We start from the raw sequence: 18254 nt of genomic DNA on the forward strand, positions 1-18254 counted from the left end.
AAACCTCGGGATGAAAAACAAATCATCCAAGTTTGCAAAAGAATTTATAAGTTTGCAGTTAGACGTATATTAACCTATAGAGCAGTGCAACTAAAAAAAACAGATAAAAGGTGTGGATTAAGCTCAAAAGAGTTTCTCGATCAATACTTGGATAAAGGTATTCCTGTCATTTTGGAAGACTTTGTTAGTAAAGATAGCCCGGCCTTTACTAAGTGGAACTATAGTTATTTCAAACAAATTGCTGGAGATCACATCATCGAGTTGTATGGCAAGGAAGATACTTCCAATGATCGGGCCAAGAGTGCTCCGGTAGCAAAAATGAAATTCTCAGAGTACCTGGATCTTATTGAACGGGAACCAACAGATTTAAGAATATTTCTTTTCAACTTAATAAAATTAAAACCTGAGTTAAACAACGACATTATCTACAACGATCTAACTGGAGGCAAGATCATTAAATGGTTACCATTTTTGTTTTTTGGTGGAGAAGGCTCCAGTACACGTAATCATTTTGACATTGATATGTCTCATGTATTTATCACCCAATACAAGGGAATTAAGAAAATATGGCTTTTCCCCTTAAATCAATCGGATCTCATGTACAGGCTACCCTATAACTTCCATAGTATAGCCAACCTCAAAAATCCCGATTATAGTAAATACCCCGCACTTAAATATCTTAATGGTTACGAAGCTGAAATCCACCCGGGCCAGACCTTAGTCATGCCTTCAGGGTACTGGCACTACATACAGTATGTAACCGAAGGATATTCTATAAGTGTCAGGGCACTTCCTTCGAAAAGAATGGATAAGTGGCGGGGATTTAGAAACTTAGTTATAACCCGTCATTTCGACAATACGATGAGGAAAATCTTTAAAGATAGGTGGTATCAATACAAAATAGAGCGGGCTATGGATCGCGCAAATCGTGCACTTAAAAAAATTAAATAGTCTGTGGCGAATAATTTCCGCCGCAGGCCTTTGTTTTTTATGAATTGACTTTATATGCTAGTCGTCATCTGAAGCTTTTACCGTATCTTCTTCTTTGTAGATCTCTTCAATGATCTCTTTATTTTTTTCTAGGATCACCTTTCTTTTTAGACTCAATTTTGGGGTTAACTCGCCCTCATCAATACTCCATTCCTTTGAAAGCAATGTGAATTTTTTTACTTGTTCCCAATGTCCAAAATCACTGTTAGCTCGATCAACAACTCCTTGAAATTTATTCAACACTTCTTTGTTTGCCACAAGTTCCTCTTTAGAATTACCTGTAATGCCCTTCTTCTCCGCCCATTTTTTCAAGTCATCGAAGGAAGGAACAATTAAAGCAGATGGAAATTTTTTTCCTTCACCAACAACCATAACTTGCGCTATGAGCGTAGACTCCATGAATTTATTCTCTAAAACCTGCGGAGCAACATATTTACCGCCAGTTGTCTTAAACATTTCTTTCTTTCGATCAGTAATTCTCAAAAAACCATCTTTAGTTAACTCTCCGATATCTCCTGTTTTAAAATAACCTTCGCTATCAAAAATTTCGGCTGTCGCCTCATCGTTTTTATAGTATCCCTTTGTAACGTTTGGACCTTTACATAGAATTTCACCGTCAGCTGCTATCTTCACCTGAACGGATTTCAACAACTTTCCTACTGAACCAAACATTAATCCATTAATCTCTAAATTATTTACCGCAATCACGGGGGAAGTCTCTGTTAATCCATATCCTTCCAACACGGGTATACCTGCTCCCCAAAATATACGTGCTAACCGTTCTTGAAGAGCTGCTCCACCGCTAATGATAGCAACAATGTTGCCTCCGAGAGCCTCTCTCCATTTCTTAAAAATCAGCTTACGTGCTATAGCTAATTTTATCCTATAAAAAAACCCATTCTTACCCGGCTCCTGAAATCCCAAACCCAGATCAAGCGCCCAAAAAAATAATTTTCTCTTTATTCCTGTTAAAGCGGCTCCTTTTGCCACAATTTTATCATAAACTTTTTCTAGTACACGCGGCACGGTGGTGAAACCATTAGGTTTCACATCATTTATATCGGCCACAATAGTGTCCATACTCTCTGCGTAATAAATCGATATCCCTTTGTAGTAATATAGATAAACCACCATACGCTCAAATATATGGGACAGAGGAAGAAAACTAATGGCTTTCAAGTAATTAGCTGGGAGCAGATGCCCACAATCACTGAAATTACTCACTAGGTTTCTGTGAGACAGATGAACGCCCTTTGGCTTCCCTGTTGTTCCAGAAGTATAAATTAAGGTTAGTAGGTCATCCTCAGATACTGCATCCCTATACGGGTGAAGGTCTACGTCTAGATCCCGCCCTTTTTCCTCGATTTCTTTCCAGTTGGAACTCCCGTCGATTTCATCGAAAACATAAACAGGGACACCTATATCTTTATTTTGTAGCGATTTGTTAATTTTATCATATAGCTCCTTTGTACCAACAAAAGTCATCTTAACTTCTGCGTCTTCTATAATATAGTCTAGATCACTTTCAGAAAGTGTCGGATAAAGGGGAACAATTGCTGCACCGATTTGATTTACGGCAAAATCCACGAAGTTCCACTCCGGTCTATTAGCAGACATCATGGCCACTTTATCTCCTTTTTTTATGCCTAAGTCAAGCAAGCCCTTGCTTAAGTTATTAATTATTTCTAAAACACTTTTTGTATCATATGTTGTCCATTTGCCGTTTGCTTTGCCAGCAACCATGACTTTTTGAGCATGATGCTGCTGATAGTATTCCAGCAAATCGAAGACACGTTTAACGCTTTCCATAGCAAAAAAATTTGTTATAACATTCGGTTTATTCAGTTACACTTTAAAGGTAAACAAAAAAGGGGGTACTCTGTGTTGTTTTTAAGATAAAAAAATCTTCCTTTATTCAATTAAAATCCAAAAATATACTATGCATACATAGCAATATCTATTACTGGCATTTATTTTGCCAACAATAAAAAAACCTCACCAGAATGTTTTTGTAACAACTATTAAGTGTAACTTTGGTGCCGGTTACACAATTATGTATGAACTTACTATTTTATTAAAAATTAAATTTATGAAAAAATCGCTTTTGACTGCGCTGTGTATTATTGTTTTATCGTGTATAGGATCAGAAGTTCGCGCTCAGGCAACCCAAGGGTACGATTACAAAAGTGCTATAGGTGGACGCTTCGGTGTTGCCAATGGAATTACTTTCAAGACATTTTTGACAGATCAAAATGCATTAGATGTTATTTTAAATTTCCGTTCCAACAGCAAATCTTCTACATTTAAATTAGTAGGGTTATACGAAATACACAATCCTATAAATGATGTACAAGGCTTGAGATGGTACTATGGCGGTGGTGCTGGTATTGGAACATATAAAAATAAAGAGACCGATAATAGCGGGGCTGCGTTTAGTATAGACGGCGTATTAGGGTTAGATTACAAAATAGATGGTGCCCCTATCAACTTGTCGCTTGATTGGAAACCTGAAATACGCTTTGCTCCCGACAACTCCGGAGTCGATTTTGCGGGTTTTGGATTATCCATCCGTTTTGCATTTTAACACATAAAAAAAAACAGAAAAGGCGAAAACCTATGAGCTTTCGCCTTTTCTGTTTTTTTATCATTTTGTTTGTGATCGCGATTTATTTTTCAGCCAACCATTTCGCCTTTAAACTATTCTGATCCTCAGAAGGATTTTCGATAGGCACAATAACATATCTACCCATTTTATTTGCGGTAACATGAACATCCAATTCTTTCAGAATGCCGTCACGTGAAACAAGGAAATTTAACGAATCACCAATTTTACTAGACTGCACTACGCGATTCAACTCTTTCCCGTTAGCATCAATACGGTATCCATTAACGCCTATTAATTCATCTTTAACATTAATCCCTCCATCCCATGCACCGCTACCTCGTAAGACACTCTGCACCAAAAATCTTCCATCGGAAGTATTTGTTCGAATACCTAAATCAGGAATCTCATATCCCTCATTTACATTAACCAACTCCAAGCCTACGTAATTCAAATATTCATTATAATCGGGAGTTACAGCATTGTTCACTAAAGAATAGATATCGTCTAAAGATATTCCTGCAACATCCTCTGCTAACGCCTTAAACTCTTCGTCCGTATAACCCTTATCACGCTTCTTATAAAACTCGTTATAGGCTAATTTCATCACATCATCCAATCCCTTTTCACCATTCGTTGCATGCAAGATCTTCACATCCATCATCATAGCCATTAGCGCACCTTTATTATAATAAGAAACAACACTGTTCACTGAATTTTCATCAGGACGGTAATATTTAATCCAAGCATCAAAACTTGACTCACTCAACGACTGTATATGGTTTCCCGGACGGTTTTCTACTGCCGACACATCGTCTGCCAACATTTTTAGGTATTCATTTTCTGTGTAAAAGCCCCCTCTCCTCACCAGTAGATTGTCGTAGTAAGCTGTAAAACCCTCAGCAATCCATAAGTTGGTAGTATAATTTTCCTCATCGTAATTAAACGGCCCTAAAGCAACTGGCCGCAAACGCTTAATATTCCATAAGTGAAAATACTCGTGTGCAACTAAACCTAAGAACCCTTTATAACCGCTCTCCGTTGCGTAATTGAATCTTGACGCACCTAACACCGTAGAGTTTAAGTGCTCTAATCCGCCACCGCCCGACAAATAATTATGCACAATAAAAACATAACGTTTATTCGGATTTTCACCATATATATTAGTAGCACTTTCGACTATTCCTGCCATATCGACTTTCAATTTTTCCTTGTCGTAGTTTCCACCGCCGTACATAGCTACTTCATGCGGTATTCCTGCGGCTGTAAACTCAAAAGTGTCTTGATTACCTATCTCTAATGGGGAATCAAACAATACATCAAAATCATTTGCGCGATAGCTGAACCTTTTAGCCTCGATCGGTTCCAACCCCGTTGAGACTTTATTCCACGAAGGGTGAGGTATTACTTGGACCTCAACCGGTCTATCAATTTGCTTATCCACATACATGAAAATCCCTGTTGGCGACAAAAAGGCATGTGACTCATCGATAAAACTAGTACGAACTGACACCTCAAAAGCGTATACACGATAATTAAGAACTATATTCTTTTCTCCTTCTGTCGTGATACGCCAAGTATTCTTGCTCAGTTTATCTGCCTTTAATAGATCTCCTCCCTTTCTCTTGGCACTAAACCCTTCCACGTTCTTAGAAAACTCCCTTATTAAATAAGATCCAGGTGCCCAAACAGGCATTTTGACATCCACATATTTTCCTGAAACATCATCAATTTCCATCTGTACATCTACATAATGTGCCTGAGGCTCTTTAAATGACACCTCAAATTTTATAGGTTGCTGAGCGAAAGCAGCAGTAGCAATCATCATAACGAAAAAAAAACTAGCGAATTCAATAAACGATCTATTCATAAGAAAATAATTAAAAGCCCAAACTTAGATAAACTTTCCATTATATGAAAATTCACACAGATAGTGGCTTCATCATCTACTTATTAGAACAGCTACATATCAGCTTCGATATGATTTTAACTTTATTTCAGTTTTAGCGTATAAAAACCCGATTAACATCAATAATGTTGCAAAAGAGTATAATAAATTATACCTAAATTAGCAGGTATTAATTAGGATCCGTCAGACCTAGTACGATATATGATAATATATGCAATAATCTTTGGTTTATTGTCAAGGATACGAAGCTAAAACAACCTTTAATATTTTCTGAATGAAAAGAAAGTACCTTTACCTAGCAATTATTATTGGGGTTATCGCATTTGCCGCTTATAAGTATTCCCGTAATAAAGAAAAAAAAATAGAAGCACCAGAGCCAGCTAAAAAAGGTGTTCCTATGGAGGTGAATGCAATCATTGTATCACCTCGCGATTTTTCCAATATATTAACTGTCTCTGGAAGTATTGAACCTAACGAACAAGTTCAAATAAGAAGTGAGGTCTCTGGAATTATACGGAATCTGTCTTTCCAGGAAGGGTCGCCTGTTGAAAAAGGCCAAGTGCTGTTTACTATTGATGATACCGAACTGCAAGCACAATTACTGCAAATGCAGACGCAGGAGAAATTAGCAGAAGACAATGCACAAAGGGCATCTCTACTATTAGAGAAAGAGGCCATCAGCACACAGGAAAATGATGTTGCCCACGCCGATCTCCAATCAGCCAAGGCACAAACGCAGTTAATTCAGGCGCAGATAGCAAAAACAAAAGTAAGAGCACCTTTTAGCGGAAGAATAGGATTACGCTCCGTTTCATTTGGTGAATACCTTACGCCTACAACAGTTGTCGCCAATCTTGTTAGCACGAATCCCGTGAAAGTAATGTTCTCCGTTCCTGAAAAATATACTTCTCAGGTAAAAGAAGGGTTACCCTTAAAATTCACCGTTAGTGGAAAACCGAAGCATTTTGACGCAAAAATCTATGCGATAGAACCAGGAATAGATGCGCAAACGCGTACTGTACAAATTAGGGCTTTAGCAAATAATGATGATGGAGAACTTTTTCCGGGATCCTTTGCACGTATCGAATTTCCCATTAACATGGTGAGGGAAGCGGTATTGATTCCGACGGAAGCTGTTATGCCCGTACAAAATGGAAAGCAAGTGTTTTTATTAAAAAACGATAAAGCTACTGCAGTAAACATTGAAAGCGATAGCAGAACCAATACCGATATCTTGGTGAGTGAAGGCATTCAACTTGGTGATACGGTGCTTACCTCGGGAATTATGTCTTTAAAGGATGGAATGGAAGTTAGTGTTAAAATACAGCCATGAGTTTATCTACGATTAGTATAAAACGACCGGTTCTTACGATTGTAATGAACTTAATCTTAATATTATTTGGGATAATAGGGTATACTTTTTTGGGTATTAGAGAATTTCCATCAATAGACCCGCCTATTGTTTCGGTTAGGACTAGCTATGCCGGAGCAAACCCGGAAATTATTGAATCTCAAATCACTGAACCTTTAGAAAAATCGATTAACCAAATTGATGGGATAAGAAATATTTCCTCCTCCAGCAATCAAGGAAGCAGTAATATCAATATTGAATTTGTCCTGGGAAAAGACTTGGAAGAGGCCGCCAATGATGTCCGTGACAAAGTATCGCAAGCGCTTCGGAGCTTACCTCAGGATATCGATGCTCCGCCGGTAGTATCAAAAGCTGATGCAGATTCAGAACCGATTATCACGTTGACGGTCAGAAGCGAAAATCGTAACATACTGGAATTAAACGACATAGCTGAAAACACCGTAGCGCAACGTTTACAAACACTCCAGGGGGTAAGTACCGTTCAAATTTATGGACAAAGGAGGTACGCCATGCGCATGTGGATAGAACCCATGCGTTTAGCGGCTTATGGCCTAACGCCACTAGACGTACGAAATGCACTTACTCAGCAGAATGTAGAATTACCCTCTGGAAAGATTACAGGAGCTAACACCGAATTGACGGTAAAAACGATTGGGAACATGTCTTCCGAAGAAGAGTTTAACAACCTAATTATCAAGACGGATGGTGAACGTATTATTCGATTTAATGACGTGGGTAAAGCCGTTTTAGGACCAGAAAATCCGGAAACAAATATGCGGGAATCTGGAGTTCCTATGGTGGCGCTGGCCGTGGTGCCCCAGCCCGGCACCAATTATGTAGAAATTGCAGAAGCACTTTATGCACGATTGGAACAACTCAGAAATGAAGTGCCGGAAGATATAAAAATCGATATAGCTATTGATAATACACTCTTTATTAAAAAGTCTGTTACCGAAGTTGCGGAAACTATTCTCATAGCGCTAATTTTGGTTATAATCATCATTTATCTATTTTTTAGAAATTGGAGTATAGCGTTTCGGCCTCTTATTGATATCCCGGTATCACTCATTGCAACCTTCTTCATCATGTACCTTTTTGGTTTTTCCATAAATGTATTAACCTTGCTTGCAATCGTTTTGGCGACCGGCCTGGTAGTAGATGATGGGATAGTGGTGACGGAGAATATTTATAAAAAAGTGGAAGAAGGCATGTCGCCCATGCAGGCTGCAATTAAAGGCTCCAATGAGATTTTTTTCGCCGTTATCTCGATATCTGTAACACTTGCAGCCGTTTTCCTACCGGTAATGTTTCTGGAAGGATTTGTAGGTAGATTATTTCGGGAGTTTGGGGTAGTAATTGCCTCAGCTGTTTTAATATCTGCGTTCGTTTCCCTGTCGTTAACACCGATGCTGAACGCCTATTTAATAAAAAAAGATGGCATCAAACATTCTCGCTTTTATGAAATAACGGAGCCTTATTTTGAAAAAATGACAAGCCTTTACGGAAACGCTTTACACGCATTTATCAAAAACCGATGGTTGAGTTTTCCTATATTACTTATTTGCTTTGGTTTAATCGGTTTCTTTTGGACGCATTTGAAAAAAGAGACGGCACCATATGAAGATCGAAGTTTTGTTGGCGTTAATGTAACCGCCCCGGAAGGAAGCACCTATGAATATATGGATCGCTTCATGCTTGAACTTATCCAGCTGGTAAACGATTCGGTACCCGAAAAATCGGTAAATATAGTCAATACCTCTCCAAGTTTTGGTGGTACGGGAGCAACCAATAATGGCCGAATGCGTATATCACTGGCTCCTCCTGAGCAAAGAGAGCGGTCACAAAGTGATATCGCACAAGCACTCACCCAGCAAACCCGAAAATATACGGAAGCCAGAACATTTGTTACACAGCAACCAACCATATCAGTTAGTAGACGGGGCGGGCTACCTATCCAATATATTATACAGGCATCGACCTTTGAAAAACTGGAAGAGAAAATACCACTTTTTATGGACGAGGCGAATAACGACCCGACGTTCTCAACAGTTGATGTTGACCTTAAATTCAATCGGCCAGAGTTGAACATCAGTATCGACCGGGATAAGGCACAAAGTTTGGGTGTATCGGTATTGGATGTAGCCCAAACCCTTCAGCTTTCACTCAGTGGACAACGCTTTGCTTATTTTATTATGAATGGCAAACAATACCAGGTTATTGGCCAATTTGATGATATCGATAGAAGTTCTCCCATCGACCTGACATCTATCTTTGTAAGAAACAATCAAGATCGCCCTATACAATTGGACAATGTAGTCAATATTGAAGAACGGTCAAGTCCGCCCCAACTATACCATAACAACCGTTTCATGTCTGCGACGGTATCCGCCAGTTTAGCACCGGAGATGAGCATGGGAGATGGTATTGCAGCTATGGACCGTATTGCAGAAAAAGTTTTGGACGAAAGTTTTTCAACAGATCTTGGTGGTGAATCAAGAGACTTTCGGGAAAGTGGTTCGAACACACTATTTGCTTTTGGCTTAGCTCTGCTTCTGGTGTATCTCATACTAGCCGCACAATTTGAAAGTTTTCTTGATCCTTTTATCATCATTTTGACTGTTCCTATGGCCGTAGCCGGCGCCATGCTTTCCCTATGGATCGTGGGTGAAAGCTGGAACATCTTTAGTCAGATAGGAACAGTCATGTTGATCGGACTCGTTACGAAAAATGGCATTCTCATCGTGGAGTTTGCCAATCAATTAAAAGAGGAAGGCCGCTCCGTAAAAGAAGCAATCCTAGAAGCCTCTGAAGCAAGATTACGCCCGATATTGATGACCAGCTTTGCTATCGCCCTAGGTGCACTACCTATTGCCATGGCCCTTGGAGCAGCAGCCACCAGCCGTATCGGAATGGGCGTAGTAATTGTTGGAGGAACGATGTTTTCGCTCATACTGACACTGTTTGTTATACCTGCAATTTATTCGTTATGGTCACGGCGATACAAACCCAATTTAGATTTGATGGAAGCTGAGAGAGTCGAACGAGAAGAATTAATCAAGCCCCAACCTATTGGATAAAATCCCGAACAGCTAGTTATGAAGAATATATTATTAAACATTTTACTATTCTTACAAATAAGTATACCAAAATCTGGTTTTTCACAAGGCCCCTTAAGCTTAGAAGAAGCAATTTCAATTGCGCTGAAACAAAATTACGATATACGGCTCGTCAGTAATGAGATTGCGATAGCCGAAAACAACGTCAATATAGCAAATGCAGGGATGTTACCTGTTGTTTCCGGCGATGTCTCTTCCTCTGCAACCATCCAAAACACAACCCAGACACTATTGAGTGGTGAAACTAGAGCATTAGAAGGAGCACAAAACACCGCTATGGCCTATGGAGCCAACCTAAATTGGACTATTTTTGATGGTTTTCAAATGTTTGCTAGATATGACCAGTTGAAAGAACTACAAAAACTCGGGGAAGCAAACTTAAAACAAGCCATTCTGTCTACCGTATTTGACGTAGTAAGCGAATACTTCAACCTTGTCCAACAGCAGCAACAATTAAATGCATTGGAAACAGCCCTAGATCTCTCCCGTTATCGATTGCAAATGGCCGAAAGCCGCTACCAAATCGGTCGGGCAGCTAAACTAGAGGTTCTTGCCGCTAATGTAGACCTCAATACAGACACCACCAACCTCATGCGGCAACGCGTATTTTTTGGCAACACAAAAATTAGATTAAATGAGATACTCGCAAGAGATGTGAACACCCCTTTTGATCTAGCCGATAGTATTATCATTGAAAGTAGTTTAAAATATGATCAATTATTGAATCTGGCATTGCAACACAATCCTGATCTGCAGGCGGCACTTATCAACCGGAGAATAGCACAGCTAAATCTTAAACAGGTAAAAGGTCAACGCTATCCAACCATTAACGTCAACTCCGCCTATACACGAAGTCGTACAACGGCTGAGCTAGGTTTCGCCACACAGACCAGAAATAACGGCTTCAGTTATGGTTTCAACGCTTCCATGAATATCTTCAATGGCCTTCTTCAAAGACGGAATGAAAAGAATGCCGAAATTGCTATCGAAAATGCAAGTGTCGATTTAGAAAAAACCAATCAGAGCCTGTTAGCTCAACTTGCGGCAGCCTTTCAAACTTACCTCGTTAATCTCGACCTGGTAGCACTTGAAGAGAACAATCAATCCATTGCAAAACAAAATATGGACATTACACTTGATAAATATAAACTGGGAAGTATTACACCGCTGGAATTCCGCGAGGCACAGCGAAATTATATAGACGCTAGTGTCCGCTTTAGTAATGCTTTATATGAAGCAAAAATGGCTGAAATCGGCCTGAAGCAAATAGCAGGATCACTAACCTTAAATTAAGTTCGGTGATCACCCTCATCTTTTCTGTTTTCTGTTATCCCACATACTTGCATACCTACGAAAGTTTACATAAGTTTGTGTACACGTTAACAGACTTTTTTAAAACCTGACAAGGTACTATGATATTAGTTGTAGATAGTGGGTCTTATAAATCAGACTGGATGCTCGCCTTACCTGAAGGAGAACCTTTAATTTTTAGAACAAGAGGTTTAAATCCTTTTTTTACTACCGAAAAAGAAATCGTCAAGATCATTCAAAATATTACTGATATCACTCCATATGCAGATTTAGTGACCGAATTGTATTTCTTTGGTTCAGGTTGTACCAATCCCGACCGTCGAGAAATGGTATCCAACGCGCTATCACATCTTTTTAGAAATGCATTTATTTCTGTAGACACTGATCTTATAGGCTCGGCATACGCCACATGCGGTAACGACAGCGGTTATACAGCCGTACTTGGCACGGGGTCCAATGTAACATTTTTTGATGGCGAACAGGTGCAGTCAACCAAACAAGGGCTGGGGTTTGTACTTGGAGATGAAGGATCAGGAGCTTGGTTTGGCAAGAAATTACTCACATCATTCTTATATGGATCCATGCCTGAAGAACTTTCCAAAAAATTTGAAAGCACCTACCGGGTAAACAAAGAAATTGTTATTAAAAACGTCTATCAAAGAAACTCGCCTAACACTTATCTTGCCTCATTTGCTCCTTTTATGGAAAGTAACCAGGCTCATCCATACATCCAAAGTCTACTCCATCAAGGATTCGAAGAATTCGTCAAAAAGAACATTCTATTATTCCCAGATTATCAGCTCCATTTCTTCCATTTTGTTGGTTCCATAGCCTATTATTTCAGTGAGCAATTACGTATCGTCTGTAATCAATACGCGATACAAATAGGAAAAATTATTAAGCAACCTATTGAAGAATTATTTAACTTCGTTATCGAAAGAGAAACTTCCAGCATTAACTGATCTTCCATCAGTTACTGGCATATTGCGTAACTAACAAAGGGAAATTACCTTATTATACAATGTTTATGAAAACCACCATGTTAATATTTACACTGTTGTTTGCCATATCCCAAGAAGGTGATATTTACAAATTTAACCTAACTTCTATTGATGGCGATACCATTTCATTAAGCCAATTTAAGGGTAAAAAAATATTGCTCGTTAATACCGCTTCAAAATGTGGTTTTACACCTCAATACAAAGAACTTGAAGAGCTATCCAAGAAGTTTAAAGACAAGTTGGTCATTATAGGTTTCCCGGCAAACAATTTTGGAGACCAAGAGCCAGGATCCAATGATGATATAAAAAGCTTTTGCGAACAAAATTATGGCGTTACCTTTTTACTATCAGAAAAGACTGACGTAAAGGGAGACGATATCGATCCTCTTTTTGCTTATCTAACACAAGAGGAGAATCCTGACTTTACCGGGGAAATCAAATGGAATTTCGAAAAATTCTTAATTGACGAAAAGGGAAAACTCATTCATCGCTATCGCTCCGCGGTATCCCCTCTATCCAAAGACATTACTGCTCAGTTATAAATATAGCAAGATAGGCAGTATTACTTTGCTAAAGACTAGCAAACTTATCCCCTATAAAAGAATAAGCAGCCAACATATTATCGACTGCTTATTTAACATATTAGATTTGCAATTGGTATTTATAAAAGTATGACAATAGACTGATAATTCAAAATTAAATTCTTCTTTCCTCTTTTAGGTCCGTTACCACATTCGATGTGACAATGAGGGTAGAAATAAAAAAACGTCCGTGGGGATATAGAGTTTCCTACAAAATAAAAAAAGTCGCTCTCATTTGATGAAAACGACTTTTTATGTTGTGGAGGCTACTGGATTCGAACCAGTGACCCTCTGCTTGTAAGGCAGATGCTCTGAACCAGCTGAGCTAAGCCTCCCTAAGGTGTTTTGCTTTTATATTGTGGAGGCTACTGGATTCGAACCAGTGACCCTCTGCTTGTAAGGCAGATGCTCTGAACCAGCTGAGCTAAGCCTCCTCCTAGCAATGTCTTAAATAAAAGACTTGATCCTTTTGGGACTGCAAATATAGAGTAGTTCATTAATATTGCAAAATATTTTATTCATATTTCTTAAATTAGCCTTATAAAAAGCTAATAATTAATATATTAAAATTCATCAACATTTGATGCTTGCCTTAAAGCACCTCTGTGCTTCAGCATTATTACATCGAATTTTGCCGAAGGTTTATTATCTTTGGAGCCACACAATATTTTTCACTTTTTATTACTTATGCAAAAACTTAGTATCTACCTAATTATTTTAACTTTTTTCGTTCTGCACACAACATATGCGCAGGATACACCGGTAACCCCAGCAAACAAAGCCCGAACAACGGCAACAACACCGTCAAAATCTCCTGCACAATCTCCGCTCAATAAAGGAACAATAGTCAGTCAATTTGATTACATTAATAGTTCTTCAAATAATTATCAAGAATATAAAGTGGTCAAAAAATCATCTTTGGAAAAACTTAAAGCCAACGTAGCAGATACAATTAGGAGTATGAACTCTAAGTTAGCTAATGTTCAAACAATATTGGATAATCATGATGCTGAAGTAAATACATTGAAAGATAGTCTGAGCAATGCTCAATTAGCACTTAAAGATGCAAAAGAAGAGAAAGAGAACTTCAACGTAATTGGCATCCAGCTATCGAAAACCACGTATAGCACCTTTATGTGGTCGATAGTAGGTCTTTTACTACTGGCACTTTTATTTTTTATATACAGATATAAACAAAGCCACATGGTAACAACAGAAGCAAAGAACTCTTTAGAAGAATTACGTAACGAGTTTGAGATTCACAGGAAAAAGGCTATGGAACGGGAGCAAAAATTAAACAGACGCTTGCAAGATGAACTCAACAAAAGGCTATAAACACGCAGCTAATCTATAAATAATAAAGGAGCTGTCTAAAAAGCCCTATTAATAGAAGATCCCCGATACTGAAAAAGTGTCGGGGATTTTTATTTTTTGTCCTAAAAAACAGTTATTTTTAGGTGCACCCAAACAATATGGCAAACATACTATTCAAAGCATTACCGTCCAACAGTCCGAGCCTGTTTCCGGAAGATATTTTTGCAAAGATCCCAGAGAACCACCCGGTACGTCTGGTAAATGCAGTGGTTGACAGACTGAACATCGACCACATCATAGGACAGTACAAAGGTGGCGGCACGAGCAGTTTCCATCCGCGTATGATGATCAAAGTGCTGTTCTATGCCTATCTGGGCAACATCTATTCGTGCCGCAGGATAGAAAAGGCCTTACAGGAGAATATCTATTTCATGTGGCTTTCGGGCCACAGTGCACCGGATTACCGAACGATCAACCACTTCCGTGGCAAAAGACTTAAAGGGCATATCCATTCCCTTTTTGCCGATGTTGTCCGTTTGCTTGCCGAACTGGGCTATGTAAGCCTAAAGGTCCAGTACATAGACGGTACAAAGATTGAATCGGCGGCAGGCCGTTACACTTTTGTATGGAAAGGTTCGGTGGAAAAGAACAAAGCAAAACTGGAAAATAAAATACAGTCGGTCCTCTCGGACATTGAATCACAGATAAAACAGGACCAATCGGAACTGGGCAGGGATGAAACACCCAAACCTATTAAGAGCAATGAGCTCAGGGACAGACTTTCTTTACTGAACGAAAAGCTCAAAGCAACAGCAAAACCTACCCAAAAACAGCTTAAAAAGCTGCGGGAAGAACATCTTCCAAGGCTGGAAAAGTACGAAAAGCAATTGGCTACACTGGGGGAAAGGAACAGTTACAGCAAAACTGGAATTGCAACTTAAAATAGGAGACTTTTTTATGCTGCCATTTTCTCTTTTTCCAATAGCATCTCTTCGATCTGCTTAGGGGTTTTATATCCCAGGGCAGAATGTGTTCTTTTGGTATTATAAAAACCTTCAATATATCCAAAGATCTCCAATTTAGCCGATTGCTGATCGATGAATTTTCTATGGTAGATCATTTCAGCCTTTAGTGTCTTGAAAAAGCTCTCAGCTACTGCATTGTCCCAGCAATTGGCCTTCCTACTCATGCTTTGAAGTATCTTGTTTTTTACAATTACCCTCCTGAATTCATCGCAGGCATATTGGATCCCTCTATCCGAATGGAAGATAAGACCATCTTTGATACCTCGGTTTCTAATAGCCATTTTGATGGCTTGTACAGAAGTGTTTTTAGTCGTCATATCGGTGCTTAAAGACCATCCAATGACTTTTCTGTCCGCCAGATCGATAACCGTTGTTAGATAAAGCCACCCTTTGCCGGTATGGATGTAAGTAATGTCGCTAACCCATTTTTGCGATAGGGAATCCGCTGAAAAATCTCTTTGGAGGAGATTTTCAGCTATCCTATAACTATGGCTCGAATCTGTGGTCACCCTATATTTTTTCTTAACCTTACTTCGTATCCCATGTTTCTTCATCAATCTTGCTACGTAGCTTCTTGATACCATTTCACCTTTTTTGTGCAGCTCTGCGGTTATCCGTGGGCTGCCATAGATATACTTACTGTCACTGTGTACCTGCTGTATTTTATCCACAAGTGCTTTACTGCGTTGTTCCCTGGGGGATTCGGGCCAAACCAGCCAACGGTAAAAACAACTGCTGCTAACGTTCAATACTTCGCACATCTTCTCTACGGAATATACTTCTCGGTTCTCCTTTATGAACCGGTATATGGACCGTCTCCCCTGGAGAAGATGGCTATGGCCTTTTTTAAGATATCGCGTTCTAATTCTGTATCTCTTAATTTCTTGCGTAAAATCCTTAACTCCTGCTCCTCCGGACTGATCTTGGGATTGTCAGGTAAAACCTTATTCCCATTATAACGTGGATTTCTACGCCATTTACTCAGTAAACTGGGGTCTATGTCTAATTCCTTAGCTACATCGGCTACAGATCCCTTAACAACGCTCAAATCGACCGCCATTATCTTAAACGAATCATCAAATTTTCTATGCATTTCTACAAATTTAAAATTACTGTCTAAATCTGTCTCGCTTTAAAGGTAGCAACTCCAAACCGATGAAGATGCCACCTTCATGCGGCTGAAAGATGACCACATGCAGAACGGGCAGCTCAAACCGGCCTACAACACGCAGATCAGTACGGAAGAACAGTTCATCACCCACTACAGTATCCACCAGACAAGCACCGATACCACCACATTGGAAGACCATCTTGATAGCTTCGAAGATCAATATAACAGGCAGAGCGATGTGGTGGTGGCCGATGCCGGTTACGGAAGTGAAGAGAACTATGAAATGCTGGAATCAAAGAACATAGAAGGTTACGTGAAATATAATTACTTCCACAAAGAGCAGAAACGCAACCAGAGGAACAATCCTTTTCTATTACAGAACCTGTATTATCATAAAGAGCAGGACTTCTATGTGTGCCCGATGGGACAGAAGATGGAGTTTGCCGGTAAGGGAATACGCAAAAGCACCAATGGATATAGTTCCCGGGTGAGCTATTACAGGGCCGAACGCTGTGAAGGCTGCCCGCTTCGGGGGCAGTGCCATAAAGCGCAGGGAAACAGGATCATCGAAGTCAACCACCGGTTGAACGAACTGAAGACCAGGGCACGCGAACGTCTAACATCGGAAACAGGAAAGTACCACCGGAGTAAACGCCCCATAGAAGTGGAGGCGGTCTTCGGACAGATGAAAAGCAACAACAGATTCAACAGGTTAACCATGAGGGGGCTTGAAAAGGTCGATATTGAGTTCGCCCTGATGTGTATAGGGCATAACCTGAGAAAATGGTCGAAAAAGCTCCTGAAAACAACTTCGTCAGGCCCAAACAACGAACCTAAATACAATAATCCCCTTATTTATGACCCCAAATGGATAAACTACTGCTATCAACCATTGGTCGCAGAGTAACATCCTAAAACCGATAGACTCTACAGGTAGATACAAAACGAAAGAAGGCGCCCTTTTTAGACGCCTTCTTTATTATTTATCAAGACCAAGAACAGTCTGCTCAGGATCATTCTTACCATTAGGTACTTTCAAATCTAAATCAAACAACTTATTCAACTTTTGAATAAAATATGCAGACAATAGGGGGGATTCTTTTTCTACATGTTGATGTACAAAGAAATAAAGTGATTGAAGTCCGTATTTTCTCCATTCAGTTATGCGATCTAACCATTCTTCCAAACGGGCGTAATCAGTTTCATGATTAGCTCCTACAAACCGAATAAAAGCGTGAGGAGTTGTTAAACGCATATGCAGCATATCTCGTCTTCCTGCCGTATCCACAATAACATTCGTCACCTTTTTACTTTCCAATAAAGAAAAAAAACTATTACTTGCCTCCACATCTTTGAACCATTCCTGATTTCTTACTTCCACTGCCAAAGGAGTTCCTACGGGAAATTCTGCCAAATATTCCTTTACTCGATCAAACTGTTTTGGCCCAAAGTTATCATGCATTTGGAGAAAAACCATACCTAATTTCTCCTCGAAAAAACTAATGGCATCACAAAACGCCAAGGTCGGTTCCGTCACATGGAGTAAACGTCTAAAATGACTAATCTGATTTGGTATTTTCGGGAAAAATCTAAAATCACTGGGTGTTTTGTTTTTCCATGTTAACACTTGTTCTTTACTGGGTGAATTGTAGAATGTAGCATTTAATTCAATAGCATTAAACTGCGTGGCATAATACGCCAATTCATCCTTAACACCCCGAGGATAAAATCCTTTTAGATCCTGCTTATTCCATTTTGCACAACCTACAGATACATGGAAGTCTTTCGTTTCAAGTTTATGATTCTTGAGCAAACTGATCGTATCTGGGTGCGTCGAAGGCAACGAAAAATCAATTTTTCCTGGGTCTTCTACCTGTCCAAACTTCATATACTTTTCTTTTTATAAAACTATTCATATACTA

The 18254-nt window shown here is 39.4% G+C and carries 14 protein-coding genes, 2 tRNA genes and 1 pseudogene; 10 read left to right on the top strand and 7 right to left on the bottom strand.

Going from position 1 to position 18254, the window contains the following annotated elements:
• Nucleotides 1-84 precede the first annotated feature (84 nt).
• Nucleotides 85-951 (top strand): cupin-like domain-containing protein, encoded by an 867-nt coding sequence (locus tag H8S90_RS00115; protein ID WP_187340639.1) that lies wholly within the window; start codon nt 85-87, stop codon nt 949-951.
• Nucleotides 952-1008: 57 nt separating this feature from the next.
• Here the strand turns inward: H8S90_RS00115 and H8S90_RS00120 are convergent, their stop codons facing one another.
• A complete protein-coding gene (locus tag H8S90_RS00120; protein ID WP_187340640.1) occupies nt 1009-2799 on the bottom strand; it encodes a long-chain fatty acid--CoA ligase in 1791 nt (596 codons plus the stop codon).
• A 280-nt stretch (nt 2800-3079) separates the two neighbouring features.
• On the opposite strand from H8S90_RS00120, the gene H8S90_RS00125 reads away from it, so the two are divergent.
• Nucleotides 3080-3574 carry a hypothetical protein gene (locus H8S90_RS00125; RefSeq protein ID WP_187340641.1) on the top strand — a complete coding sequence of 165 codons (495 nt, stop codon included), beginning with the start codon at nt 3080-3082 and terminating at the stop codon, nt 3572-3574.
• Between the two features lie 82 nt (nt 3575-3656).
• Here H8S90_RS00125 and H8S90_RS00130 read toward each other — a convergent pair whose 3' ends face one another.
• Nucleotides 3657-5462 (bottom strand): M61 family metallopeptidase, encoded by a 1806-nt coding sequence (locus H8S90_RS00130; RefSeq protein WP_187340642.1) that lies wholly within the window; start codon nt 5460-5462, stop codon nt 3657-3659.
• Between the two features lie 313 nt (nt 5463-5775).
• On the opposite strand from H8S90_RS00130, the gene H8S90_RS00135 reads away from it, so the two are divergent.
• From H8S90_RS00135 to H8S90_RS00155, 5 genes are all read left to right on the top strand, one after another.
• Nucleotides 5776-6834 (top strand): efflux RND transporter periplasmic adaptor subunit, encoded by a 1059-nt coding sequence (locus H8S90_RS00135; RefSeq protein ID WP_187340643.1) that lies wholly within the window; start codon nt 5776-5778, stop codon nt 6832-6834.
• A complete protein-coding gene (locus tag H8S90_RS00140; protein ID WP_187340644.1) occupies nt 6831-9950 on the top strand; it encodes an efflux RND transporter permease subunit in 3120 nt (1039 codons plus the stop codon). The genes H8S90_RS00135 and H8S90_RS00140 overlap by 4 nt, the downstream gene beginning before the upstream one ends.
• Nucleotides 9951-9968: 18 nt before the next feature.
• Nucleotides 9969-11282 (top strand): TolC family protein, encoded by a 1314-nt coding sequence (locus tag H8S90_RS00145; RefSeq protein WP_187340645.1) that lies wholly within the window; start codon nt 9969-9971, stop codon nt 11280-11282.
• 119 nt (nt 11283-11401) lie between these two features.
• Entirely contained in the window at nt 11402-12262 is an 861-nt protein-coding gene (locus tag H8S90_RS00150; protein ID WP_187340646.1) for an N-acetylglucosamine kinase, read from the top strand.
• 65 nt (nt 12263-12327) lie between these two features.
• Nucleotides 12328-12843 (top strand): glutathione peroxidase, encoded by a 516-nt coding sequence (locus tag H8S90_RS00155; protein WP_187340647.1) that lies wholly within the window; start codon nt 12328-12330, stop codon nt 12841-12843.
• Between the two features lie 299 nt (nt 12844-13142).
• Here the strand turns inward: H8S90_RS00155 and H8S90_RS00160 are convergent.
• A tRNA-Val gene (locus H8S90_RS00160) sits at nt 13143-13217 on the bottom strand.
• Between the two features lie 24 nt (nt 13218-13241).
• A tRNA-Val gene (locus tag H8S90_RS00165) sits at nt 13242-13316 on the bottom strand.
• A gap of 253 nt (nt 13317-13569) precedes the next feature.
• On the opposite strand from H8S90_RS00165, the gene H8S90_RS00170 reads away from it, so the two are divergent.
• Together H8S90_RS00170 and H8S90_RS00175 are read left to right on the top strand one after the other, a co-directional pair.
• On the top strand, nt 13570-14217 hold the full coding sequence (locus H8S90_RS00170; protein ID WP_187340648.1) for a hypothetical protein: 648 nt from the start codon (nt 13570-13572) through the stop codon (nt 14215-14217).
• 137 nt (nt 14218-14354) lie between these two features.
• Nucleotides 14355-15122: pseudogene (locus H8S90_RS00175) on the top strand (transposase); the annotation flags it as partial.
• Nucleotides 15123-15151: 29 nt separating this feature from the next.
• Here the strand turns inward: H8S90_RS00175 and H8S90_RS00180 are convergent.
• Complete coding sequence (locus H8S90_RS00180) at nt 15152-16102, bottom strand: IS3 family transposase (RefSeq protein WP_187342851.1); 951 nt, start codon at nt 16100-16102, stop codon at nt 15152-15154.
• Entirely contained in the window at nt 16015-16314 is a 300-nt protein-coding gene (locus tag H8S90_RS00185) for a transposase (protein WP_187339052.1), read from the bottom strand. The genes H8S90_RS00180 and H8S90_RS00185 overlap by 88 nt, the downstream gene beginning before the upstream one ends.
• A 79-nt stretch (nt 16315-16393) precedes the next feature.
• On the opposite strand from H8S90_RS00185, the gene H8S90_RS00190 reads away from it, so the two are divergent.
• Complete coding sequence (locus H8S90_RS00190; RefSeq protein WP_222852198.1) at nt 16394-17239, top strand: transposase; 846 nt, start codon at nt 16394-16396, stop codon at nt 17237-17239.
• Nucleotides 17240-17311: 72 nt separating this feature from the next.
• Here H8S90_RS00190 and H8S90_RS00195 read toward each other — a convergent pair whose 3' ends face one another.
• Nucleotides 17312-18220 (bottom strand): DUF72 domain-containing protein, encoded by a 909-nt coding sequence (locus H8S90_RS00195; protein ID WP_187340650.1) that lies wholly within the window; start codon nt 18218-18220, stop codon nt 17312-17314.
• Nucleotides 18221-18254: the final 34 nt, after the last annotated feature.

Source organism: Olivibacter sp. SDN3, from assembly GCF_014334135.1.
Lineage (GTDB): Bacteria > Bacteroidota > Bacteroidia > Sphingobacteriales > Sphingobacteriaceae > Olivibacter.